This is a genomic window from Rhizobium oryzicola, from assembly GCF_030504645.1.
Lineage (GTDB): Bacteria > Pseudomonadota > Alphaproteobacteria > Rhizobiales > Rhizobiaceae > Neorhizobium > Neorhizobium oryzicola.
Map to the genome: position 1 here is coordinate 607608 of NZ_JAUKWQ010000001.1, position 23416 is coordinate 631023.

The 23416-nt window shown below is 59.3% G+C and carries 20 protein-coding genes; 9 read left to right on the forward strand and 11 right to left on the reverse strand.

The genetic code is table 11. From position 1 onward, the window contains the following. The first annotated feature begins 3 nt into the window (after positions 1-3). Positions 4-1092: an ABC transporter ATP-binding protein gene (locus Q2T52_RS03005; RefSeq protein WP_302075187.1), complete on the forward strand. Its 1089-nt coding sequence runs from the start codon at positions 4-6 to the stop codon at positions 1090-1092. Between the two features lie 140 nt (positions 1093-1232). Continuing rightward, positions 1233-1589: a hypothetical protein gene (locus Q2T52_RS03010; RefSeq protein ID WP_302076015.1), complete on the forward strand. Its 357-nt coding sequence runs from the start codon at positions 1233-1235 to the stop codon at positions 1587-1589. Positions 1590-1611: 22 nt separating this feature from the next. Here the strand turns inward: Q2T52_RS03010 and Q2T52_RS03015 are convergent, their stop codons facing one another. Further along, positions 1612-2967 carry a metallophosphoesterase gene (locus Q2T52_RS03015; protein ID WP_302075188.1) on the reverse strand — a complete coding sequence of 452 codons (1356 nt, stop codon included), beginning with the start codon at positions 2965-2967 and terminating at the stop codon, positions 1612-1614. An 82-nt stretch (positions 2968-3049) separates the two neighbouring features. Next, positions 3050-3442, reverse strand: a complete 393-nt coding sequence (locus Q2T52_RS03020; protein ID WP_302075189.1) for a winged helix-turn-helix transcriptional regulator — start codon at positions 3440-3442, stop codon at positions 3050-3052. 82 nt (positions 3443-3524) lie between these two features. On the opposite strand from Q2T52_RS03020, the gene Q2T52_RS03025 reads away from it, so the two are divergent. Next, the gene (locus tag Q2T52_RS03025) at positions 3525-4256 is read left to right on the forward strand and encodes an SDR family NAD(P)-dependent oxidoreductase (protein ID WP_302075190.1); all 732 of its coding nucleotides are present in this window, start codon (positions 3525-3527) and stop codon (positions 4254-4256) included. A 71-nt stretch (positions 4257-4327) separates the two neighbouring features. On the opposite strand, the gene Q2T52_RS03030 is transcribed toward Q2T52_RS03025, so the two are convergent. The 7 genes from Q2T52_RS03030 to Q2T52_RS03060 all read right to left on the reverse strand — a co-directional run bounded on the left by Q2T52_RS03030 (position 4328) and on the right by Q2T52_RS03060 (position 12361). Further along, complete coding sequence (locus Q2T52_RS03030) at positions 4328-4960, reverse strand: CatB-related O-acetyltransferase (protein ID WP_302075191.1); 633 nt, start codon at positions 4958-4960, stop codon at positions 4328-4330. 132 nt (positions 4961-5092) lie between these two features. Next, positions 5093-5467, reverse strand: a complete 375-nt coding sequence (locus tag Q2T52_RS03035) for a nuclear transport factor 2 family protein (RefSeq protein WP_302075192.1) — start codon at positions 5465-5467, stop codon at positions 5093-5095. Positions 5468-5471: 4 nt separating this feature from the next. Beyond that, positions 5472-7292 carry a phosphogluconate dehydratase gene (edd, locus tag Q2T52_RS03040; RefSeq protein WP_302075193.1) on the reverse strand — a complete coding sequence of 607 codons (1821 nt, stop codon included), beginning with the start codon at positions 7290-7292 and terminating at the stop codon, positions 5472-5474. 91 nt (positions 7293-7383) lie between these two features. Further along, a complete protein-coding gene (gene pgl / locus Q2T52_RS03045; protein ID WP_302075194.1) occupies positions 7384-8082 on the reverse strand; it encodes a 6-phosphogluconolactonase in 699 nt (232 codons plus the stop codon). Positions 8083-8086: 4 nt separating this feature from the next. Then, entirely contained in the window at positions 8087-9559 is a 1473-nt protein-coding gene (gene zwf, locus Q2T52_RS03050; protein ID WP_302075195.1) for a glucose-6-phosphate dehydrogenase, read from the reverse strand. A 96-nt stretch (positions 9560-9655) separates the two neighbouring features. Continuing rightward, positions 9656-10942, reverse strand: coding sequence for an NAD(P)/FAD-dependent oxidoreductase (locus Q2T52_RS03055; RefSeq protein WP_302075196.1), 1287 nt, complete (start codon positions 10940-10942; stop codon positions 9656-9658). A 9-nt stretch (positions 10943-10951) separates the two neighbouring features. Continuing rightward, complete coding sequence (locus tag Q2T52_RS03060) at positions 10952-12361, reverse strand: glutamine synthetase family protein (RefSeq protein ID WP_302075197.1); 1410 nt, start codon at positions 12359-12361, stop codon at positions 10952-10954. 203 nt (positions 12362-12564) lie between these two features. Between Q2T52_RS03060 and Q2T52_RS03065 the strand changes: the two genes are divergently transcribed. The 6 genes from Q2T52_RS03065 to Q2T52_RS03090 all read left to right on the forward strand — a co-directional run bounded on the left by Q2T52_RS03065 (position 12565) and on the right by Q2T52_RS03090 (position 21390). Beyond that, positions 12565-13710 carry a BaiN/RdsA family NAD(P)/FAD-dependent oxidoreductase gene (locus Q2T52_RS03065; protein ID WP_436799498.1) on the forward strand — a complete coding sequence of 382 codons (1146 nt, stop codon included), beginning with the start codon at positions 12565-12567 and terminating at the stop codon, positions 13708-13710. A gap of 180 nt (positions 13711-13890) precedes the next feature. Beyond that, on the forward strand, positions 13891-16431 hold the full coding sequence (locus Q2T52_RS03070; RefSeq protein WP_302076016.1) for a methyl-accepting chemotaxis protein: 2541 nt from the start codon (positions 13891-13893) through the stop codon (positions 16429-16431). Between the two features lie 240 nt (positions 16432-16671). After that, positions 16672-16800 carry a hypothetical protein gene (locus Q2T52_RS03075; RefSeq protein ID WP_302075199.1) on the forward strand — a complete coding sequence of 43 codons (129 nt, stop codon included), beginning with the start codon at positions 16672-16674 and terminating at the stop codon, positions 16798-16800. A gap of 311 nt (positions 16801-17111) precedes the next feature. Then, the gene (locus Q2T52_RS03080) at positions 17112-18947 is read left to right on the forward strand and encodes a methyl-accepting chemotaxis protein (protein WP_302075200.1); all 1836 of its coding nucleotides are present in this window, start codon (positions 17112-17114) and stop codon (positions 18945-18947) included. 287 nt (positions 18948-19234) lie between these two features. Beyond that, positions 19235-20104 (forward strand): LysR family transcriptional regulator, encoded by an 870-nt coding sequence (locus Q2T52_RS03085; protein WP_302075201.1) that lies wholly within the window; start codon positions 19235-19237, stop codon positions 20102-20104. Between the two features lie 182 nt (positions 20105-20286). Beyond that, entirely contained in the window at positions 20287-21390 is a 1104-nt protein-coding gene (locus Q2T52_RS03090) for a dienelactone hydrolase family protein (RefSeq protein ID WP_302075202.1), read from the forward strand. A gap of 327 nt (positions 21391-21717) precedes the next feature. Here Q2T52_RS03090 and Q2T52_RS03095 read toward each other — a convergent pair whose 3' ends face one another. Then, positions 21718-21951, reverse strand: a complete 234-nt coding sequence (locus tag Q2T52_RS03095; RefSeq protein ID WP_302075203.1) for an SMc00767 family acetate metabolism repressor — start codon at positions 21949-21951, stop codon at positions 21718-21720. Between the two features lie 133 nt (positions 21952-22084). Then, entirely contained in the window at positions 22085-23374 is a 1290-nt protein-coding gene (gene aceA / locus Q2T52_RS03100; RefSeq protein ID WP_302075204.1) for an isocitrate lyase, read from the reverse strand. Positions 23375-23416: the final 42 nt, after the last annotated feature.

Below are 23416 nucleotides of genomic sequence, written 5' to 3' on the forward strand. Positions count from 1 at the left end.
GACATGGCCGGAGTGGTTCTGAAAGATATTCGCAAGGCCTATGGCCAAGTGAAGGTTTTGCATGGCATCGACCTCGATATCGCGGAAGGCGAATTCGTGGTCTTTGTCGGCCCCTCCGGCTGTGGGAAATCCACCCTTTTGCGGATGATTGCAGGGCTGGAGGAAATCACCAGCGGCGACATGCTGATTGATGGGCAGCGCGTCAACGAAGTGCCGCCTTCCAAGCGCGGCATTGCCATGGTCTTCCAGTCCTATGCGCTTTACCCGCATATGACCGTCTATGACAACATGGCTTTCGGCATGCGCATTGCCGGCGAAAACAAGCAGGAAATCGATCGACGGGTTCGTGCCGCTGCCGACATCCTCCAACTCACGCAATATCTGGAGCGGCTGCCCAAGGCATTGTCCGGCGGCCAGCGCCAGCGTGTTGCGATCGGTCGTGCCATCTGCCGTGACCCCAAGGTGTTCCTGTTTGACGAGCCGCTCTCGAACCTCGATGCGGCGCTGCGCGTCGCGACCCGCATCGAGATCGCCAAGCTGAAGGAAAGCATGCTCGATACTACCATGATCTATGTGACGCATGATCAGGTGGAAGCCATGACGCTGGCAGATCGGATCGTCGTTCTCTCAGCAGGCAAGATCGAGCAGGTCGGCGCACCGCTGGAGCTTTACGAACGCCCGCAGAACCTGTTCGTTGCCCGCTTCATCGGTTCGCCCGCCATGAACGTGATACCGGCGACCGTCAAGGTGAGCGGCGCGGTCACTGAGGTTGATCTGAAGGGCGGCAAGGTCGTGTCTGTGCCGATCGCAACGCCTTCAGGCGAGGAAGGCAAGCCGGCGAAATTCGGCATCCGGCCGGAGGATCTGTCGATTGCGACAGGTGATGACTATCTCTTCGAAGGACGCATTTCCATCGTCGAGGCGTTGGGGGAAGTCACGCTGCTCTATATCGACGGGCTGGATGGCGACGAGCCGATCATTGCCAAGCTTCCCGGCATCGCCAAGGTGGAGAAGGGGGCATCCGTTCGCTTCACGGCCGATCCACACAAGATGCATCTGTTTGATTTGAATGGTCAAAGCTACCGACGCTGAATCTGCGGCCGGCGGGTCATGAAGACTTGACCCTCTCGTTCCATACTCAAAATTAAGGTTCGGCACCTACAGTCAAGGCCCTAGGATGCGTAATGAGTTCCGAGGCTGCGATGACCTATCTCAAAAAAGAAGAGTCCTTCATGTATGACCGCGAAGCGCGGTTCAAGATGGAAGACACGATGAACGCCGGCCGCATCGAATTCACCGAGAAGCACGTCATGCACATGGCGGCGCGCCGTTGCGATGTCATCCGCATTTCCATGAGCGGCGCGGTTCTGGCGCTTCTCACCCAGACCAACCTGCCTAAGGAATTTGTTCTCGATATTCCGGATGCGCGCATCATGAAGATCGGCTGCGTGCTGATGCGCCAGAATGCCAACAATACGATCGATGTGCGCTTCCTGCGCCTGTTGACTCAAAAGGAGCTGGACCGCATCTTCATCTTCTCGACGCATCCGGCGCACAAGGACAAGAAGCTGGATGTGAGAGCCTGGTAAGGGAGCTTCCGCTCCCTCTCGCTTACGTCTTGCTAAGCGCCTCGGCCACCAGCGCCTTCAACTTCAAATCCGGCACTTCGGTAAATGCCAGATCCTCACGGCCGAAATAGGCCTTGCGGTTGATCGCCGACCAGTCGTTGCAGGCAATCACATAGGTTTTCTTGTCACCCGTTTTGTCCGGCACGGCGTAGAGGAAATCGCCTGTGCGGGCGGAGAGGGCCACATTGCCATCCTGGTTGCAGCGCTTGAGAATGTCGGCGAGCACGGACGCGTCCACCTCTGCCTTCATGATCTTGCCTTCGAAGCGCACGGCGGCGTTATAGTCAAAGCGCGTCACATCGCCCTTCGGCAGGCCGGTGCCGAACGAGGTATGGCCGATAAAGCCGATATCGGCACCCACTTTGGCGGCAATGGCGGAAGCGGTGAAGCGGGCGGTTTCGCCCAGCGTCTGCGCCTTCACTGTGTGCGCCACGACGCTTCTGTCCTCGTCGGTCAGATGCTTGGCGAGAACAGTCGCAATCACCGCCTTCAGATCCGGTGCCGCAGATCCATCTCGCTCGACCGCGATCTGTTCGATCTTGGCGGCTTCGCCCGGTCCGGCAAGGGTGGCGACTGTGAACAGCGAGGCCCAGGAGCCGGTATGAACATAGCGTGTCTTGCCCTGTTCATGCACCAGCGTCAGGTGGTCATGGCCGCCGATCATCAGCGTGCCATCCGGCAGCATTGGCAGGATATCGCGATCCGGCACCACGCCCGCATGGCTCATGACGATGTTGATGCCGTCGCTCTTCAGCATGGATGGCAGGTTGGCGCGCGCCCATTCGACCGGTTGCGGAATATCCAGCATCTCACGCGTCGGCTTCGGATAGGTGCCGAGTGCATTGGTGCCAAGTGCTGCGATAGTTAGCGTCACGCTGCCGGTGGAAAGCGTGGTCCCGGCGTCCGCATAAGGTTTGCCGCTGCGCTTGTCGATGATGTTGGTCAGCACTGTGACGCCAACGCCACGCGCCCGCTCGACGAAATGCGCGAGATCATTGTCGAGATCCGGCTCGTGGTTTCCGATGTTGAACACGACAGGCGCGAGTTTCGCCAGCGCGCCGAGGAAGGCCCAGTCCGCTTCGCCGCCGGAGCGCGTCGTCACCACATTGCCGGACTCGAACAGGTCGCCGTTGAAGAGAATGACCTGCGGACGCTTGGCCGCGGAAATCCGCGCCTGCACCGCCTGTAGAAGCTCGGCCATCCGCTCATAGGCCGAATGCAGGTCCGAGAGAATGATGAGATCGACACCCGGATCTGCGGCCTGCGCCGGAATACCTGCCAGGGATAGCAGAGCAGTGGAGGATAGGAGGGCGAGGGCGGCGCGGCGCTTCAGCATCATGATGGCAATCCTTCTCTGATATGTCCGCGCCTAACAATGCTCTGCTACAGGGGTGTGACGCAAGGGTTCGGGACAGGCGAAGTCAGCGTCTCATTCCCGCATTGTCATAGCGCAGCGTCGCTTCCTCAACCTTTTCGCCGTTGGCGGCCGCCCATGCACACAGAGCTTCGAACGGTTGCCGCAGGGAATGGCCGAGCGGGGTGATGGCATATTCCACGCCGATCGGCTGTGTGGGCAGGACGGTGCGCGTCACAAGGCCGTTCCGCTCCAGCCTCTTCAACGCGTCGGCCAGGGCCTTGTGGGTTATCCCATCGAGTCTCCGCTTGATCTCGTTGAATCGCGATGGCTTGGGACAGATCACGATGAGGATCAGGATCGTCCATTTGTCGGCGATCTTGTCCAGCACTGGGCGAACCTTCGCCATGTCCTCAAAGGCGCACAGAGATAGTGCTTCCAGGTCGGTATACTCGTTCATATCTAGGCTATTCCAGGTGCGTAATTGATATCAGATATCCAGCGTATATCATGTCGGGACCATCCATTGAAAGGAATTCACGATGGCTCGAATGAGTAATAAGGTGGCCCTGATCGTCGGGGGCGCCAAGGGTATCGGCTTGGCAATTGCAGAGCGGTTATCTGCCGAAGGGGCGAAGATTTTCATCACCAGTCGTCGCAGCGAGGACGCTGAGAAGGCAGCGAGCCGTATAGGTAATGAGGCAGTCGGCATTGCCGCCGATGCCAGCGCGCCAGAGGATATGGTGAAGGCGGTCGAAAGCGTACGCGCAGCATACGGCCGTGTTGATGCGCTTGTGCTGAACGCGGGTCTTTCCGAACCTGCTGACATCTTCGATATCACGCCTGACCATTTCTACCGCCACTTCGATGTCAACGTCCGAGGAATGGTGTTCGGCCTTCAGGCGGCGCTGCCCGCAATGACGAATGGCGGCTCGGTCGTCCTCGTCGGGTCCATCGCCGATAGTGCAGGCTATGCGACCTACGGGACCTATGCCGCCACCAAAGCGGCCGTTCGTTCCTACGCCCGCACCTGGACCGCGGAACTGGCGCCCAAGGGCATACGCGTTAATGTGGTTGCGCCCGGACCAACGGATACGGAAATGATGGCGGCAGTGCCGGAGGACATGCGCGCGGCGCTGGTCTCGCCCATTCCCATGGGGCGCATGGCGCGGCCCTCTGAAGTGGCAGCCGCCGCACTTTTCCTGTTGAGCGAAGAGGCAAGCTACATCGCCGGTGCCGAACTCTGTGTCGACGGCGGCTTGGGGCAGGTCTGAAGCCAATTGAAAGGCAGTACCCGATCCGAGCGGGTCGGGTTCTGCTCTGGCGCTGTCATCGGCGACGATCGTCACGCCCGTCGAAGGGCTTCCATGTCGCCAAGGGTCAGAGCGTCAAGGTTGGCTTCGATCTTGTCGAGCGACCAATCCCACCATGCGATGGAAAGCAGTTCACTGATGATGTCGTCGGAATAGCGCATCCGGATCAGAGATGCGGGATTTCCTCCGACCACCGCATAAGGCGGCACATCTCGGGCCACCACTGAGGCCGCTGCGACAATAGCACCAGTCCCGATCCTAACGCCCGGCATGATCGCCGCATTGTGGCCGATCCACACATCGTGCTCAACGACCGTATCCCTTACCGGCAGGTCTTTATAACCGAAGGTTTCCGGTTTGAAGATGCGGAACGGATAGGTGGTGAAGCCTGTCATCGGATGATTGGCCGAACTGGTAATGAAGTAGCTTCCCCTGGCAATCTGGACGAACTTTCCGATGACCAGCCTTTCGCGGACTGAATGTCCCAGGTACGGAGCAAGGATTGCAGCCGTATCTTCGGGCTTTCCGGAATGGGTATAGTAGCTGAAGTCGCCCACCTTGATGCGCGGATGATCGATGACGTTTTTCAGGTAAACAGTATCCCGATAGAGGGTGCCATCAGGCAAGGTAATCGGGTGACGGGCGTCTGCGTCGAGAAGAGCCATGGAAACTCCAGCGGTCCGAACTTGGGCCCACGCTATGGATCTTCGTCAGCGAAATCCATCATCCGGCGGCTATCGACACGATGAATAGATTTGATGCGAAACGGTCCTCGCCAACAGTCCTCGCCGAGCGACTTATGAGGCGCTCAACCGCTTCTCACCCATCTTGAACCAGGCTTGGGCGATCTTGCCGTCTGCAATTTCATAAATGCAGATCACATCGATTTCGCCCGGGCCTTCCGGGAAAGTGCGGGTTACGGTTTCGTGGTCGATGACCATGTTGCCCATCACCATGCGGTTCAGCAGCTTGCCGTAGAGGTTCGCCTCGCGGAAGCGCTCGACATGGCGCTCGCGGATGGCGGCCTTGCCCGAGGCTAGAAGCTGTTCGGGAAAGGCATAGTAGAGGCAATCATCCGCCCACCACGGCATGAAGGCTTCAATGTCCCGTGCGTTATAGGCATCGAGCTGCATTCGGACAGGGTGTACGATGTCCTGATCGGACACGCTCATGACCTCACCCAAAAAACACGCTGGCACCGGTATCAGCCCGGCCGACATGGTGGCGGAAGGGCGCAAACAGTTCGCGGCCCATGCCGAACTCGTTGCCGGAGAGATCGGCTTGGGCGAGTGGCCGCGCAGCAAATTCGACTGCGTCCACCAGAACCTCCAACGTGCCGGCCACGGCATCGAGGCGGATCATGTCGCCATCCTTGATACGGGCAATCGGTCCGCCGTCGACAGCCTCAGGCGTCACATGAATGGCGGCAGGCACCTTGCCAGAAGCACCCGACATGCGCCCGTCGGTAATCAGCGCCACCTTGTGGCCGCGGTCCTGCAGCACGCCGAGCGACGGGGTCAGTTTGTGCAGTTCCGGCATGCCGTTCGCCTTTGGCCCCTGGAAGCGCACCACGGCAATGAAGTCGCGGTTCAGCTTGCCGTCCTTGAAGGCATCCAGCATCTCCTGCTGATCGTGGAAAACCACGGCAGGTGCCTCAACGATGTGCCGCTCCGGTTTCACGGCTGAAATCTTGACCACGGCCTTGCCCATATTGCCGGTCAGCATTTTCAGGCCGCCATTGGGCTGGAAAGGCGCTTCGATCTGCGACAGCACCTTCGGATCGGCGCTCTGTTCCGGCGAGGGCAGGCGCTGCACGGTGCCATCTGTATTCAGATGCGGCTCGATGGTGTAGGCGGCAAGGCCATGGCCATAGACGGTGCGCACGTCATCATGCACCAGCCCCGCCTTCAGCAGCTGCTTGATCAAAAAGCCCATGCCGCCGGCGGCGTGGAAATGGTTTACGTCCGCAGAGCCGTTCGGATAGACGCGAGCGAGCAGTGGCACGACATCGGAGAGGTCGGAAATATCCTGCCAGGTCAGCTGGATGCCCCCCGCGCGTGCCATGGCAATCAGGTGCATGGTGTGGTTGGTCGAACCGCCCGTGGCATGCAGGCCAACCACGCCATTGACGATCGAACGCTCGTCGATCATTTCGCCGGCGGGCGTAAATTCATTGCCGAGAGCAGTAATGGCGAGCGCCCGCTTGGTCGCTTCGCGGGTCAGTGCATCGCGCAGCGGCGTACCAGGATTGACGAAGGATGCGCCGGGCATGTGAAAGCCCATGATTTCCATCAGCATCTGGTTGGAATTGGCGGTGCCGTAGAAGGTGCAGGTGCCCGGGCCGTGATAGGATTTGGATTCCGATTCCAGCAGCTCGGCGCGGCCAACCTTGCCTTCCGCATAGAGCTGACGAATGCGGTTCTTCTCGTCATTCGGCAGGCCGGATGTCATGGGACCTGCGGGAATGAAGACGGATGGCAGATGCCCGAATGCCAGTGCGGCAATCATCAAGCCGGGCACGATCTTGTCGCAGACGCCGAGGAAAACCGCTGCATCGAACATGTTGTGGCTGAGGCCAATTCCCGCCGCCATGGCAATCGCATCGCGGGAAAACAGCGAAAGTTCCATGCCCGGCTGGCCCTGCGTCACACCATCACACATGGCAGGAACGCCGCCTGCAACCTGCGCCACGCCGCCCACTTCCGCCGCCGCCTTACGGATGAGATCGGGGAAATACTCGAAAGGCTGGTGAGCCGACAGCATGTCATTATAGGCGGTGATGATGCCGAGATTGGGGACAATGTCGCCGGCCAGCGCCGCCTTGTCCCCGGGGGAACAGACGGCAAAGCCATGCGCGAGATTGGCGCAGGCAAGCACGCTGCGCCTGACGCCTTTACTGGAAGCGTTGCGAACGCGCTCCAGATAGGGTTCGCGCGTCGGCTTGGAGCGTTCCACAATGCGCTTGGTGATGGCTTCGATCGTCGAATGGGCGGCCATGATCCTGTTCTCCAGTAGCACCGCCGGCGGCTTGGGTCCCGCCAGCAAGCAGTCGTCATTCTCGCGGAAGCATTCTCTCCCGCTGGCGCCCTCAGGGCGCCCAGTAGATATCGAGCGGCGTCGATGCACGGTTCAGCACGGCGCGGATCGGCATCTCCAGCTCGTCTGTGCCGCTCTGTGCCTTTTCCAGCACTTCGCGCTTGCCTTCTCCCTCGATGTGGAGCGCTAGAAAACGGGCATCCGCAAGGCTAGAGAAGGTAAAGGTCAGACGCTCCTCACCGGCACCGTCAGCCATCATCGTCATCACGCCGCGCGGCACGTCGGAAGCAATCACTCGCTCTAGATGATTGCCGCCGGGGAAGAAGGAGGCTGTATGGCCGTCGCCACCCATTCCGAGAATGACCACGTCGAACGGGTTGCCGATGTCAGCGGTCTCGTCGGTGGCGATCGCCGCTGCCTGCAGGGCAGAAGGCAAATTGCGGAAGAGCGGCAGGAAGGTCGCCTGCGCGGCCTTGTCCTTCAGAAGGTGCGTCGCGACCAGCAAGTGGTTGGAACGCGGATTGTCTGCGGGCACGAAGCGCTCGTCCACAAGCGTAATTGTCACCTTGTCCCAGGCAAGATCACGGCCCGAAAGCGCTTCGAAGAAGCGCTTCGGCGTTGAGCCGCCGGAAACGGCGATGGAGGCTGTTCCACGAGCTGCGATGGCTTCGGAAAGCTTGGCGGCAACCGTGTCGGCCAAACCCTCAGCCAAGGCACCTGCATCCGGGAAGGAATGAAAGCGTGATGTCATGCGATCAACCTTCATGCCAGGTGCGACCGTCGCGCTCGATCAGCGCGATGGCTTGGCTCGGGCCCCAGGTGCCGGCGGTGTAGCCCTGCGCGGGCTGGTTCGTGCTTTCCCAACCCTTCAGGATCGGGTCGACCCACTTCCACGCGGCTTCCACTTCGTCGCGGCGCATGAAAAGCGTCTGGTTGGAACGGATCACGTCCATCAACAGGCGCTCATAGGCATCCGGGTTGCGCACGCCGAAGGCATCGGCAAAGCTCATGTCGAGCGAGACATTGCGCAGACGCATGCCGCCCGGACCGGGGTCCTTAATCATCAGCGACTGCTTGACGCCCTCATCCGGCTGCAGGCGGATAATCAGCTGGTTGGCGACGATGCGGCCAGCGGCAGCGTCGAAGATGTTGTGCGGGATCGGCTTGAAGGTGATAACGATCTCGGACATGCGGCTCGCCAGCCGTTTGCCCGTGCGGATGTAGAAGGGTACGCCCGCCCAGCGCCAGTTGTTGATCTCGGCCTTGATGGCGACGAAGGTTTCCGTGTTGGAAACGCCGCCTTCCAGCTCTTCCAGATAGCCCTTGACCGGCCCGCCAGAGGAGGCGCCGGCGCGATACTGGCCGCGCACGGTCATCTGCTCGACATTGTCCGAGGTGATCGGCTTCAGGGCGCGCAGCACTTTCAGCTTCTCGTCTCGGACAGCCTCAGAGTCCATGGAGGAAGGAACTTCCATGGCAACGAGGCAGAGCAGCTGAAGAATGTGGTTCTGCACCATATCACGCAGGGCGCCAGCCGTATCGTAGTAACCGGCGCGGCCTTCGAGGCCGACGGATTCTGCGACGGAGATCTGCACATGGTCGATATACTGAGCATTCCACAGCGGCTCGTAGAGCGCGTTGGCAAAGCGCAGCGCCATCAGGTTCTGCACCGTTTCCTTGCCAAGATAGTGATCGATGCGGAAGATCTGCTCTTCCTTGAACACCTTGCCGATCGTGTCGTTCAGTTCCAGCGCAGAGGCAAGGTTACGGCCAATCGGCTTCTCCACCACGATGCGGGTGGACTTTGTGATCAGCTTGTGGTCACGGATCTTTTCGGAGATCGCGCCGAAGATCGCGGGGGAAACGGCGAGATAGAAAGCCCGTACGCGGTCCTTGCCGTCATCCAGCAGCTTCTTCAGCTGGTCCCAGCCGCTGTCGGCCTTTGCGTCGACGGATACATAGAAGAGACGGGCGAGAAACTTCGCCACTTCCGCCTCGTCATATTCGCCGGACTTCAGGTGTTCCTTCAGGGCATCATTGGCGAATTTGCGGAAATCCTCGTGGGAAAGCGCACTGCGCGAAGCGCCGATGATGCGCGTTGGCTCGGAGAACTGACCTTCGATCTGGCGGTGATAAAGCGCAGGCAGAAGCTTGCGTTCGGCCAGGTCGCCGGTGCCGCCGAAGACGACGTAATCGAAGGGCTCAACGGGGATGATTTGGCTGCTCATGCCTAACTCTTTCGAAGTCTCGAGGTTGGGGACACTCATAATCTAATCGATTTAAAAACGCCAGCCCTTGCGGGCCAAAACGTTGGCTGGAGAAGCTCAGAGCCGGTCGCGCAGGGCGTACCAGGTAAGCGCGAGAAAGAGGAGCGGGCTTCGAAAGCGCGCTCCGCCCGGAAATGGCGGTATTTTCAACTCCTTGAACAGTTCGAGTTCACTGGTGTTGCCGACAAGGGAATCGGCGTACATCTTGCCGGCATAATTTGACAGCATCACGCCATGACCGGAATAGCCGGCAATCGAGGTGACGCCCGGCATCACCTCCCGCACGAAGGGCTTGCGCGGCATGGTGATGCCGACTGAGCCGCCCCAGGAATGGGTGATCTCGATATCCTTCAGTTCCGGATAGATCTCGGCGATTTGCTTGCGGATGTGCCGCGAAATGTCGCGGGGACTGTCAGCCGTATAGGCTTCGCGACCGCCAAATAGCAGGCGTCCATCGCGGCTCTTGCGGAAGTAGCGCACCACGAAACGCGAGTCTGCCACGGCCTCCGAGCCCGGAATGATGGAAGGAAAGCGGTCGAGCGGCACGGTTGCGCCGATGAAGGAGCGGATCGGCATAACATGCGCCGCCGTCTCTCTTTCAAGATTGCCGATATAGGCATTGGTGGCGAGCAGCACCCGGTCTGCGGTAATCGTGCCTTTCGGGGTGTCGATGCGCGTCTTCCCCGAGACTTGGGTGATGCCGGTCGCAGGCGTCATCTCGCAAAGACGCGCTCCCGCTTCTGATGCCACGCGGGCGAGGCCGATCAGCAGCTTGAGCGGGTGGATATGGCCGGTGCCGGCATCGCGCACGCCATGATGATAGCGGCTGGAGCCGAGCCTTTCGGATGTCTCCTCCCGATCCATGAAGCGGACATGCGGATAATCGTAGCGCGTCGCCAGCATGTCGGCCACGCGGTGGTAATCGTCCTCATGTCCCGGCTTGTGCGCAACGTTCATCTGGCCTGGCATGAACTCCATGTCGATGCCATGGATTTCAGCAAATTCCAGGAGATGGCGCTTGGCATTTTCTGCCATGTCGAACAGCGCGCGGGAGCGCTCATAGCCCAGTTCCGGCTCCAACTCGTCCGGCCAGGCCCTTTGGCCGGAACCAAGCTGTCCGCCATTGCGGCCGGATGCGCCGTCGCCGAAACGGCTGGCCTCGATCAGCACCACCGACACGCCGCGCTTGACGAGGTTATAGGCAGCCTGCAATCCCGTGAAGCCGCCGCCGACAATGGCGACATCCACAGAGATCGAGCCATCCAGCGCGGGATAGGTGGGTCTATCCCCGGCGCTCTCCTGGTACCAGGAAATGCCGGGCGCAATCGGGCTCTGCCATGCCATTTCAGGGCCTCACACGTTCAGCAGCAGGAATTCCCGCTCCCAAGGGCTGATCACCTGCATGAAGGTTTCGAATTCTCCACGCTTCACGCCTGCATAGATACCGATGAACTCTTTGCCGAAGACTTCCTCGAAAGCCGGTTCATCTTCCAGCAGGGCAACGGCTTCCAGCAGCCCGCGCGGCAGATCGATCGAACCTTCGTTCGCCGTGTCATAGGTCGGTTCTGTCGGTTCGATTTCCCGCATGATGCCAAGCCAACCGCAGGCGAGCGAGGCCGCAAGCGCGAGATAGGGATTGGCATCGGAACTCGGCAGGCGGTTTTCGACACGCCTTGCCGCGGCATCCGAAATCGGCACGCGGAAGGCGGTCGTGCGATTGTCATAGCCCCAGGCATTGTTGACCGGGCAGGCCATGTCTGGCGTCAGGCGGCGATAGGAGTTGACGTAAGGCGCCAGCATCACCAGCGCGCTTGGCACATATTTCTGCATGCCGCCGATGAAATGGAAGAACTCGCGCGAGGGCGAACCGTCTGGGTTCGAGAAGATGTTCTTGCCGGTCTTTGCATCCACCACGGATTGGTGGATGTGCATGGCAGATCCCGGTTGGCCCTGCATGGGCTTTGCCATGAAGGTTGCGTAGATGCCGTGCTTCAGCGCTGCCTCGCGGATGGTGCGCTTGAACAGGAACACCTGGTCCGCCAGCTGTACCGGGTCGCCGTGACGAATGTTGATTTCCAGCTGTGCCGGGCCTTCCTCGTGAATGAGGGTATCGATTTCGAGACCCTGCTTTTCCGAGAAGTGGTAGATGTCATCGATCAATTCATCGAACTCGTTGATGCCGGCGATCGAATAACCCTGCCCGCCGGAGATGTGACGGCCGGAGCGGCCTTTCGGCGGATGCAGCGGATAATCCGGGTCGTCGTTCATGGCGACCAGATAGAATTCGATTTCCGGTGCCACGACAGGCTTCCAACCCTTGTCCGAATAAAGCCGCATGACATTTTTCAACACGTTGCGCGGCGTGTAGGGAACGGAATTGCCGTCGGTATCGACAATGTCGCAGATCACCTGGGCGGTGGGATCGCTTTCCCACGGCACCACGGAAAGCGTGGAGAGATCCGGCACGAGCTTGATGTCGCTGTCACGCGAATCGTAGCGGAAGTTTTCCGTCTCATCCGGATAGTCCCCGGAGATGGTATGGCGATAAAGCGCCGACGGCAAAGCGAGCGACGTGTTGGACGTGAACTTGGATGTCGGCATCATCTTGCCGCGCGGGACGCCGGCAAGGTCCGGCGTGATGCATTCGACATCCTCGATGCCGCGCGCTCTTAGCCAGCTGGCGGCATCCTTCCACGTTTCTACGCCGCGTAGCGAGTTCAACGAGGTCTGAGAGCTTGCTGCTTTGGGAGCGCTTCCAGACATGGAGCCAGAGGACTTCTTCTTGGGTGGCATGATTCACCGGTCAAGGTTGACGATGTTCCTATCATAGCCAGCGCGGCACGATTGGCGAGGGGGCGCCTGCATTGACTTTCCCTGCAGGATGGAAAACAGCAGGGAGACAGGCCGAGGAGTACAGTTTGACCCGTCATTATGACGTCATCATTATAGGTGCCGGCGCCGCCGGTATGATGTGTGCACTGACCGCAGGACAACGCGGATTGTCGGTGCTCGTGCTCGATCACGCGAAGGCGCCAGGCGAGAAGATCCGCATCTCTGGCGGTGGTCGCTGCAACTTCACCAATATTCATGCCAGCCCGGCCAATTACATTTCCGGTAACCGGCATTTCGCCAAGTCTGCGCTCGCCCGCTACACGCCGAAGGATTTCCTGGCCCTTGTTGAAAGGCATCGTATCGCCTGGCACGAGAAGACGCTTGGACAATTGTTTTGCGATGACAGTGCCAAGGACATCATCCGCATGCTTCTGGATGAGATGCGCGCCGGTGGCGTGCGTCTCGAATTGCAGCAGGAGATCGAGGCGGTCGAACGGAAGGGTGAAGAATTTCACGTGCGCACCGGACACGGGGCGTTTTCGGCAGGCGCGCTGGTCATCGCGACGGGCGGCAAATCCATTCCCAAAATGGGAGCGACCGGATTTGCCTATCGCATTGCGGAACAGTTCGGCTTGAAGGTGACAGAGACCCGTCCCGGTCTGGTGCCGCTGACACTTGAGCCGACATTGTTGCAGCGGCTGGCCGAGCTTTCCGGTGTTGCCGTGGACGTTGAAGTATCTCAGAGCAAAACCAGCTTTCGCGAAGCGTTGCTGTTTACGCATCGGGGCTTGAGCGGTCCGGCGATCTTGCAAATCTCGTCCTATTGGCGCGAAGGTGATGAGATCAGCCTGAAGATAGAGCCAGAGCAGAATCTTCTGGCGCGGCTGAAGGAGGCCCGCCAGAAGAACGGTCGCCAAGCCTTGCAAACGGCGCTGGGCGACATGCTGCCCAAGCGACTCGCCCAGTATTTCGCAGAGCAGTCTGGACTAACCGGTTCGCTTGCGGATCAGGCCGACAAGAAGCTGATATCCATTGCGGCAGCCGTTCAGGATTGGAAGATCAAACCTGCGGGAAGCGAAGGTTACCGCACCGCTGAAGTCACGCTTGGGGGCCTCGATACGGCCGAACTCGACTCACGCAGCATGGAGACTAAGAATTGCCCAGGGCTCTACTTCATCGGTGAGTGCGTTGATGTCACCGGCTGGCTTGGCGGTTATAATTTCCAGTGGGCCTGGGCATCAGGTTTTTGCTGCGGCCTAGCTCTTGCCGGCACCCGCTGATGCAGCAAAAGTGATTATATCTCGAATACGATGTGATGGATATTTGTAGCCTTCCAATAAGGAATTTGTAACGTCTTTTTCTGGCCTTAGCAATTTCTTCAGACCCCCGTGGGACAACCTGACAAAACCTCCTATTCATACGGAGGTTGAGTGACAGTCCGCGAACTCCTGGGGGAGACAATGTTCGTCGATCGCCTGCTATCTCGCTTCAAGATCCAGACGAAGGTGATGGCATTCATCATACCTTTCGTTCTAAGTATTTCAGCCGTCGGTCTGTCCGGCCTTTACGCATCCAAATTGCTTCAGACACGCATGGACATGTCAAACTCGGTGCTGCAAGCATTGAGCGGCTTCAAGGATGTGTATTCCGGCATGTCTGCCTTCCTGCAGCGGACCAGTGAAGAGACTAAGGCTGCCGTCACACGCCAGCTTGGCGCACAGGCACAGATGCTCGCGACTGTGCGGGCCAGTGCCCAGGGTCAGGAGGGGCTTGCCGATATCGATGCTGCCATTTCCGGCACCCGGACGATCGGCTCTCAGGTTGAACAGCTCTGGTCACGCTACCAGGAAGAAGTGGCGCTTCGGGCAAGCGCCGAGGAAGATATCGCAGCGCTTGCAGGCCAGCGGGCCGCACTCTTTCAATATTCCAATCGCATACGCGAAAGCCTTTCCGTCGATGAGGAGCAGGCCAAGCGGTTGCTGCGAGATGCGGACAAGCTGTCTCGTTCCTCGAATGTCCTGGCAAAGCTGGTTACGGAATATAATTCGAAGACGTCGCCCGACGACAAGATGGCTTTCATCAAGGGCCAGTTTGGTGAACTCATTCTGACGGCTGCCATGATCACGGAAGCCCTGCCTGTGGACCAGAAGGTGGTGGGCGAGCAGATCCAGGATGGTATGCGCCGGGTGCGTGAGCAGCTTGATATTGGTGTAGCCAATGAAAGCGTCGTGGGCGCAATCGATCAGGCCATCAATCTGATGCGTCCTGCTGCCATTCGCTTGCAGGGTGCCGCGACCGTCAAGGCACGCCAGGCGACCGAGAGCTTTGGCCAGCTTGATGCGCCGATTGCATCCGCCAATGCCATGGGAACCGCAACACGCCGCATTTTTGATGCTGCCAATGCGCTGGAAATCAAGGCCGCTCGTTTCATGGGCAAGGCCAATGCCGACAATCTGAAGGCACTGCAGACGGCGTTGCAATTGCTGCAGATGCCGACAAACGGCCTTGCCGTCGACGAAGCCATGCCCGCCGAGGCGCGGGACCGCGCCAAGGCCATTCTGCCGCTGGTGGCAAGTCTGCGCGAAAAGTCCAAGAAGCTCGTTGATCTTTCGGCGGCACGCCTGGAAGCTTTCAATGCCGCAGCAAAGCAGATCGACGACATCTGGGGCAAGCTGACCCAATTCGCCGCCGCGCAGCGCGACGCCGCCGGTACCGAGCGTGACAAGGCAAACCAGATTTCGGTCACGGCCATGTCACTCGGCATTCTCGTCGCCATCTTTGCCGGCATCGGTCTGATCGTGACTTTCAGGGGGCCGATCATGCAGATCGCGGCCGCCATGCGCCGTTTGGCCGCCGGCGATCTCGAGACAAACATTGCCGGCGAAGCGCGTGGCGACGAAATCGGCGACATGGCCCGAGCCCTCGGCATCTTCAAGGAGAATGCTCAGGCCAAGGTTCGTATCGAAGCCGCCAGCGAGCAGGAGCGCGCGGCTGCAGAGGAGGAGCGCCGTCGCAACGAGCAGGAGAAGCAGGAAATTGATCGGCAGATCCAGTTCGCCGTTGCCGAGCTTGCATCCGGGCTTGAACGACTGGCTGCCGGTGACGTGTCGGCCACGATCGATACCCCCTTCGTGGGTCGCCTGGAACAGCTGCGCACTGACTTCAACCGCTCGCTCAACGGTCTGCAGGAAACGCTTCTGCTGATCCGTGACAATGTCGGTGCCATCCAGGGCAACATCATGCAGATGAGCCGTTCTGCAGATGATCTGTCCCGCCGTACGGAAACGCAGGCCGCCTCGCTGGAGGAAACGGCTGCTGCGGTGAACGAAGTCACGGCCAACGTCCGTTCTGCCGCCGATAAGGCACGCGAAGCCAATATCATCGTGGGCGAGACCCGGCGCAATGCCGACGACTCCATCAGCGTGGTTCGCAGTGCAATTGAGGCCATGCAGCGCATCGAAGGTGCTTCGCAAAAGATCACCCAGATCACTGAGGTGATTGATGGCATCGCCTTCCAGACCAACTTGCTGGCTCTCAATGCCGGCGTCGAAGCAGCACGCGCCGGTGAAGCAGGCAAGGGCTTTGCCGTTGTTGCTCAGGAAGTGCGGGAGCTTGCACAGCGCTCTGCCAGTGCCGCGCGGGAAATCAAGCAATTGATTGGTGCCTCGACAGAAGAGGTCAGTACCGGTTCGCTGCTCGTGCAAAAAACCGGGGATGCGTTGGCGCGCATCGGTGAGCAGATTTCTGAGGTCAGCGAGCATGTCGAGGGCATTGCCGGCGCCAGCCGCGATCAGGCATCTGCCCTGCAGGAGGTCAATGGTGCCGTCAGCCAGATGGACCAACTGACTCAGCAGAACGCGGCTATGGTGGAAGAAACCAGCGCCGCAACCCGCCAGCTCGCCGATGAAGCTGATCAACTGGTAGGCCTGCTGCAGCGCTTCCGCCTGGAGTTGGCTGAAAGAAATACCCATCGCCAACAGCGGCACCGAGCTGCCGCTTGATCGTTGCAATTATTGTCATCCGGTTACCGTCTCCCGCGCGATTTTCCGTCGCGCGGGAGACTTTCTTTTACGATAGCTAAAATACAAGGTCTGCGGCCATTTCCATGTCGCATTCCTTCAGGACTTTTTAAGAGGCGGGAGTCATCCTAGCTGAATGCGCGGCACCAGAAGACCTTAAGGTCGGTACGCGCTTCCTGCCTTGAGTAATGGTGGGTAGCCCTTAGAGTGGAGATGTGATTCATGCAGAAGTCTCGCGCACGCGCAGTTGCCATTGCCCAGGCACAGTCTACAGCATCTCTCAAGCTTCGTTTGCTGGTATTGGCCGTCTGTGCCAGCGCGGCTTTGATCGCCCTGCCGGGCGTTTTCTGACATTACAACAAGACCCCGTTGTAATCTTTACTCGCGCCAGGGATAGCCACCACTTCGAGTGGTAGGCACGGAGGCTGCACATCAGCGAGCCTCATTTTTTCCGATGGCCTGAGCTGTATGCCAATCCCGCCATTTTGAACGGCTGACTTCATCAGCGCGCTTCCCCGAACGTCTGTCGCGATGACGGAACGTGTTGTTTTGGCACGGGAAAAAACCTCAATTAATTGTCAAATATCAAATTTAGGACTCATTTACCTGTGCTCATATATATTTTGGCACAGGAGGGATTTTCTTCTGTCCAAGGAGTTCTGATGTCGCGTTTCCTGCCAGCTTCCATTACATCGCGCTTGCTAGTTCTATGTATATTTTTGGTTGTTGCTGCTGTTTCGACGGTCGGTGGAATGACCTATGCTTTCATGAGGCAGAATATATTGGAAAATACGTCCAAGGATGTGCGGACTGCGATGCGGGCTATGGCATTGTTGTACGACGTGCAGATGGATGGATCAGAGATCAAGATCATTGATGGCAATGTCACGTCGCTGCAGCAGACTGGCAAGGTTGAGCTTCCAGATCACTCGCTGGTCGACCGAGCAGCGCAATCCATCAACGGCGTGGCCACGGTTTTCCAAAAGCAAGGCGCTGACTTCGTTCGCATCTCCACCAATGTGAAGAAGGAAAATGGCGACCGCGCCACCGGCACCAAACTGGCTGCGGATCATCCCGCCCAGGCTTCCCTGCAGCAGGGCAAACCTTATTACGGACCGGCCGTGCTGTTTGGCAAAGACTTCATGACGGGTTACTTCCCGATCAAGGATATGAACGGCTCCGTGGTTGGCGCCCTGTTCATCGGCATTCCCTTGGAAGTCTACTTCGCGCAGATGAATGCTTCCGCAAGCATGATGCTGACCACAGGTGTGATCTCGATTCTTGCAGTCGGATTGATCGGTCTGTTCATGATTCGCAAGCTCGTTCATCCGCTCTCTGTTCTGACAGGAACCGTTCGTTCGATTGCTTCCGGACAGGATGCCGCGATCCCCTATACCGATCGGCCGAATGAGTTTGGTAACATCGCCCGGGCGCTGGAAATCTTCCGCGACAATGCGCATGAAAAGCTGGCCGTCGAAAACCGCAGCTCGGCCGAGCGTGCCGAAGCCGATGCGGAACGCCGCCGTCGTGACGCCGAAAAGCAGCAGGTCGACAACCAGATCGATTTCGCTGTCGCCGAACTTGGCAAGGCACTCTCGCGTTTGTCGCAGGGTGATTTGTCGCTTACCATAGAGGAGCGGTTCTCCGGGCGTCTGGAGCAACTGCGTGTGGACTTCAACAGCTCCATCGAGCGCCTGCGCGATACCCTTGGTCTGATCCGCAACAGCACGCTCAGCATTCAGCAAGGCAGCGCCGAACTGAGTCAGGCGTCCGACGACCTTGCCCGTCGCACGGAATCGCAGGCCGCCTCGCTGGAGGAAACCGCAGCCGCTGTCGATGAGATCACCGTCACCGTATCCAATTCTGCCGCGCTGGCCAGTGATGCTAATCGCTCCGTCGCGACAACGCGCAAGACGGCTGACTCCTCGACAACGGTCGTCAGCAGCGCGATTGATGCCATGGGCCGCATCGAGGATGCTTCCGGCAAAATCGAACAGATCATCGAAGTGATTGATGAGATTGCCTTCCAGACCAACCTGCTGGCTCTGAATGCCGGCATCGAGGCGGCTCGTGCAGGTGAAGCGGGCAAGGGCTTTGCGGTGGTCGCGCAGGAAGTGCGTGAGCTCGCGCAGCGTTCCGCCACGGCAGCTCAGCAAATCAAGGATCTGATCAACCAGTCCAGCACGGAAGTGCGCAATGGGTCGGCACTTGTGCAGCAGGCGGGTCAGGTTCTGGCAGCGATCAGCGAGCAGATCGCCGGCGCCAGCAAGTCCGTGGAAATGATTGCCACAGCAGCCCAGGACCAGTCTTCGGCGCTGAAGGAGATCAATGCATCGGTCAACAAGATGGATCAGATGACCCAGCAGAATGGCGCTATGGTCAGCGAAACCAGCGAAGCAAGCCGCAAGCTGGCATCCGATGCCGAGGCGCTGATGGGCCTCGTTCAACGCTTCCGGATTGAAGCGGCAGGCACGGCGGCGCGATCACGCGCTGCTTGAAGACGTCTCTGATTTCGGACATCCGAGGGCGGCTACTGCGCCGCCCTTGCGTTTTATAAGCTTGCGGAACTTGCGCCTAAGCCGACGCCATGTTGAAGCTTTCCGTGGTCTTTCCACAAAGCGAGCATAGAACTCCTCCTCGGATTCCGGCGCCTTTGGTCCTGCAAATTGGGCGATGAGAACATTGACGACGTGGTCGCTCATTGAGGGCTCCAATTGTTGAAGCCATTTATTAAATCTTCAGATTTGGCTGTTGTAGCCGCCGATTTGCGCGATATTTTTCATGCATGAAAAACATCAGTTGGGATGCCCTCGAACTATTCATCAAAGTTGCCCGCTTCGGCGGATTGTCGGCGGCGTGCAATGCGACAGGGCTCAGCCCTGCCACCGTCGGGCGGCGGATGTTGGATCTCGAAGGGCAGGTCGAGCGCAAGCTTTTCCGGCGCAGTCGGCGCGGTTATAGCCTGACTGCCGATGGCGAGGATTTGCTAGCCCAGCTTCTGGAAATGGAAGGTGCCGCCAGAAAGATCGAGAATTGGCGTTCGGGCGGGAATGCGGCTCCGCTCGTTCGGATTGCCTGTGGCACCTGGATAGGCTGGCTGCTGATGCAACACATCGATTTGCTACGATCGGAGCGCGACCGGCCGAGGATCCATTTCGAGATCGGCGAAACACGGGCTGCGGTGGCATTTCGGGAGAGTGATCTCGGTATTCGGGCCTTTGAACCCAATGAGCCCAACCTTGCCGCCGTGGCTCTGGGCGAGGTGGCCTATGCGCCCTATCGTTCTGGCATCTGCCCGCCTGATAAGAACAGCAATTGGATTGCCGTTTCCGAGCAGGAAGCAATGTCCGCCTATCTGCGCTATCCGCACGAAACGTTTGCGCAGAGGATCACTCTCACGGTCACCCGACCCCGATCGTTATACGACCTGGTGATCGCGGGAGCGGGCATCGCGGTATTGCCTTGCCTCGTTGGTGACAAGGATGAACGGCTTGCCCGTGCCGGTCCCGAAATTTCGGAACTGCGGCACCGGCAATGGCTCGTTATGAACAATGATGACCGTCATCGGCGCGAGATAAGACTTGTTGCCGACCGCGTGATCGCTCTCATCAAAGCGAATGCCGCTCTCATTGCGGGAGAGCGGTATACCAACTGAAAGGGGTGATCCCGCGCCAAAATCACCGGCTGGCGGCAATCGTGGTTTCATTTCTGCCGCCGCCGATGATAGCTTTTCCTTGGAGCGGCGCTTGCGCCGGGAGGAGATCGTATGCGGACATCCAGATTTCTGGGTGGGCTCGCCTGTGGGTCGCAGCCTGCTTCGCCTGGTCGGGAGAGATGATGGCGACCGAGACGGACTATCAAACGCAGGGTGTCCTGCCGAGCAATCTGCCCATCATGGCGGATGCCATCAAGAACCGGCTGACTTTTCCCATGGCTTGGACGCAGGCAGTAACGGACCTTGCGGCATGGCAGAAGGCTGGTCGCGCCAAAGTCTGGGAACTGACTTTGCAGAAGCCTGACGCGACGGCCTTCAATCCCGTGGTGCTCGATGAGCAGGATCGCGGATCCTACGTGGCACAGAAAGTCGTCTTCAATCTCACCGCAGACAGCCGCGTGCTGGCACTCTTGCTGATGCCCAAGGGGGAGGGGCCATTCCCGGCAGCAATCTTCTACCACGACCATGGTTCGAAGTTCGATATCGGCAAGGAAAAATGGATCAAGCCCTGGAATGACGATGGCAGGCTGCAATCATCCAAGGCATGGGCGGAGAAGTATTTTTCAGGCCGATATCCCGGCGACGAACTGGCGCGGCGCGGTTATGTCGTGCTGGCAACCGATGCGTTGGGCTGGGGGGACCGCGGTCCCCTGACTTACGAAGCGCAACAGGCTCTCGCCGCCAATTTCATCAATATGGGCAGTTCGCTGGCTGGTCTCATGGCGCTGGAAGATGTCCGGGCCGCGGAATTTCTTTCGTCGTACCCCAAGGTAGATAAGCAGAAGCTGGCAGCCATTGGTTTCTCCATGGGTGCGCTGCGGGCCTGGCAGGCAGCAGCGCTGACCGACACGATCAAGGCGACCGTCTCGGTCAACTGGATGGCGACGGCCAAGGATTTGATGGTCACGGGTAACAATCAGCTGCGCGGCGGGTCTGCATGGCAAATGGCCCATCCCGGGCTCATGCGCTATCTGGACTATCCGGACGTGGCAAGTCTCGGTGCGCCCAAACCGACCCTGTTCTTCGCTGGCGAACAAGACCCGTTGTTTCCGGTGAACTCTGTGGAGACCGCGTTTTCCAAGATGCGATCGATCTGGAGCGCCTGGAATGCAACCGATAAATTTCAAAGCAAGATCTGGCCTGGGGGCCATGTATTTGAAGCCGTTGAGCAGGACTATGCCTATGACTGGCTCGACACGGAGTTTGGAGTGGGCCGAAAACTCTAGGGTGAGGACCTCATCATCTTGTCGAAATGGTGTGAGGCGATCCGGATGAGACACAAGGCGAAAAACGCAGGCGATGCAAAGGCATCGGCGAGGCTTTTCAACGACGTAGATCGCCGGATCGACCACATCCCGAGCATAATCCCGCCGGGATTATGCGGGGGACGCGCGAACGGCTGCGATCTGCTTTGTCGAAGCGCTTGAATGGGTACTGGACCCATCCTTGCACGCTTCTCCTTGCATATCATGGCCGTTCATCGCGCCATTTCGGCAATATGATGGGGTCCTCACCCTAATCCGGCTCGCGGCCCACTCCCTCGAAAGTCTCACTCAAGCATTCGCCACCACGACCGGGATCATCAGATCCCCCCAGTTACCATTGCCGCCGTGATGGCGAGCGGAGCGCACCAGTTCGACGGAGACGCCCGCATCGACCGCCTTCATGACGGCGTGGTTCAGACGATGTAACTCGTTGGCCAGCATGCGGATGGCTGATTGCTGTTCGCTGGTCATGGCGGTGGTCTGTTCTTCTGCGCGTTCCTTGACGCGGGTCTGGACGTTCATGGCATTTCTCCTCTTGTGATCAGGGGTTGTTGAACATCTGGGCGAGGCCTCGCCCCTCAAGGGTTGGGTGAGGAGCGAGGCCTCTTGTCGGAACACGCCGGGGCCTGGCTGGCGTGTTCCGGCCTTTGCCGGCTCATTCGGCTGCCGGGCGGAACTGGGCGTGCTCGGTCGACTCCTTCATGGCGGTCGTCGATGAAAGGCCGCCGGTGATCGCAACCGAGACGGCATCGAAGTAACCGGTGCCGACCTCGCGCTGATGCTTGGTCGCCGTGTAGCCGTTGGCCTCAGCGGCGAATTCCGCCTCCTGCAGTTCCGAATAGGCGGCCATCTGGCGGTCCTTGTAGCCGCGGGCCAGTTCGAACATCCCAAAATTCAGCTGATGGAAGCCGGCGAGCGTGATGAACTGGAACTTGTAGCCCATGGCGCCCAGCTCCCGCTGGAACTTGGCAATGGTCGCGTCATCCAGGTTCTTCTTCCAGTTGAACGAGGGCGAGCAATTGTAGGCGAGCTTCTTGCCGGGATGGACCTTGTGCACCCCTTCCGCAAAGCGCCGCGCCTGTTCCAGATCCGGCTTCGATGTTTCGCACCAGATGAGGTCGCAATAGGGCGCATAGGCAACCGCGCGGGCAATGCAGGGCTCCAGTCCGTTCTTCACCTGGTAGAACCCCTCCACCGTGCGTCCGCGATCATAATCGACGAAGGGCTGGTCGCGCTCGTCGATATCGGAGGTCAGAAGCTTGGCGGCCTCCGCGTCGGTGCGGGCAATGACCAGCGTCGGAACGCCCATGATGTCGGCAGCCAGGCGCGCTGCCGTCAGGTTGCGGATATGCGCCGCCGTCGGGATCAGAACCTTGCCGCCCAGATGGCCGCACTTCTTTTCAGACGCCAGCTGGTCCTCGTAATGAACGCCTGCGGCGCCGGCTTCGATGAATGCCTTCATGATCTCGAAGGCATTCAAAGGTCCGCCGAAGCCGGCTTCCGCATCGGCGACAATGGGGGCAAACCAGGTGTCGACCGAAAGCCCCTTGCCCTCCGCCGTCTCGATCTGGTCGGCCCGCTGCAGGGTGCGGTTGATGCGCCGCGCCAGTTCCGGCGCTGCATTGGCGGGATAGAGCGATTGGTCCGGATACATGGCGGACGCCGTATTGGCATCAGCGGCAACCTGCCAGCCGGAGAGATAGATCGCCTTCAGGCCGGCGCGGACCATCTGCATGGCCTGATTGCCCGAGAGCGCGCCGAGCGCATTGACGAAATCCTCCCGGTCCAGAAGCTCCCACAGCCGGTTGGCGCCCATCTCCGCCAGCGAATGGCGAATGGTGATGGAGCCGCGCAGGCGCTTCACATCCTCGGCGGAATAGGGGCGTTCGATGCCATCGAAGCGACCCTTGGGGGCGGAGGGAACGAGATTGTAAAAGTCCGTCATGCTGCTCTCCATGTCAATTTTGTGCGGAAGACTTTTGTCGTC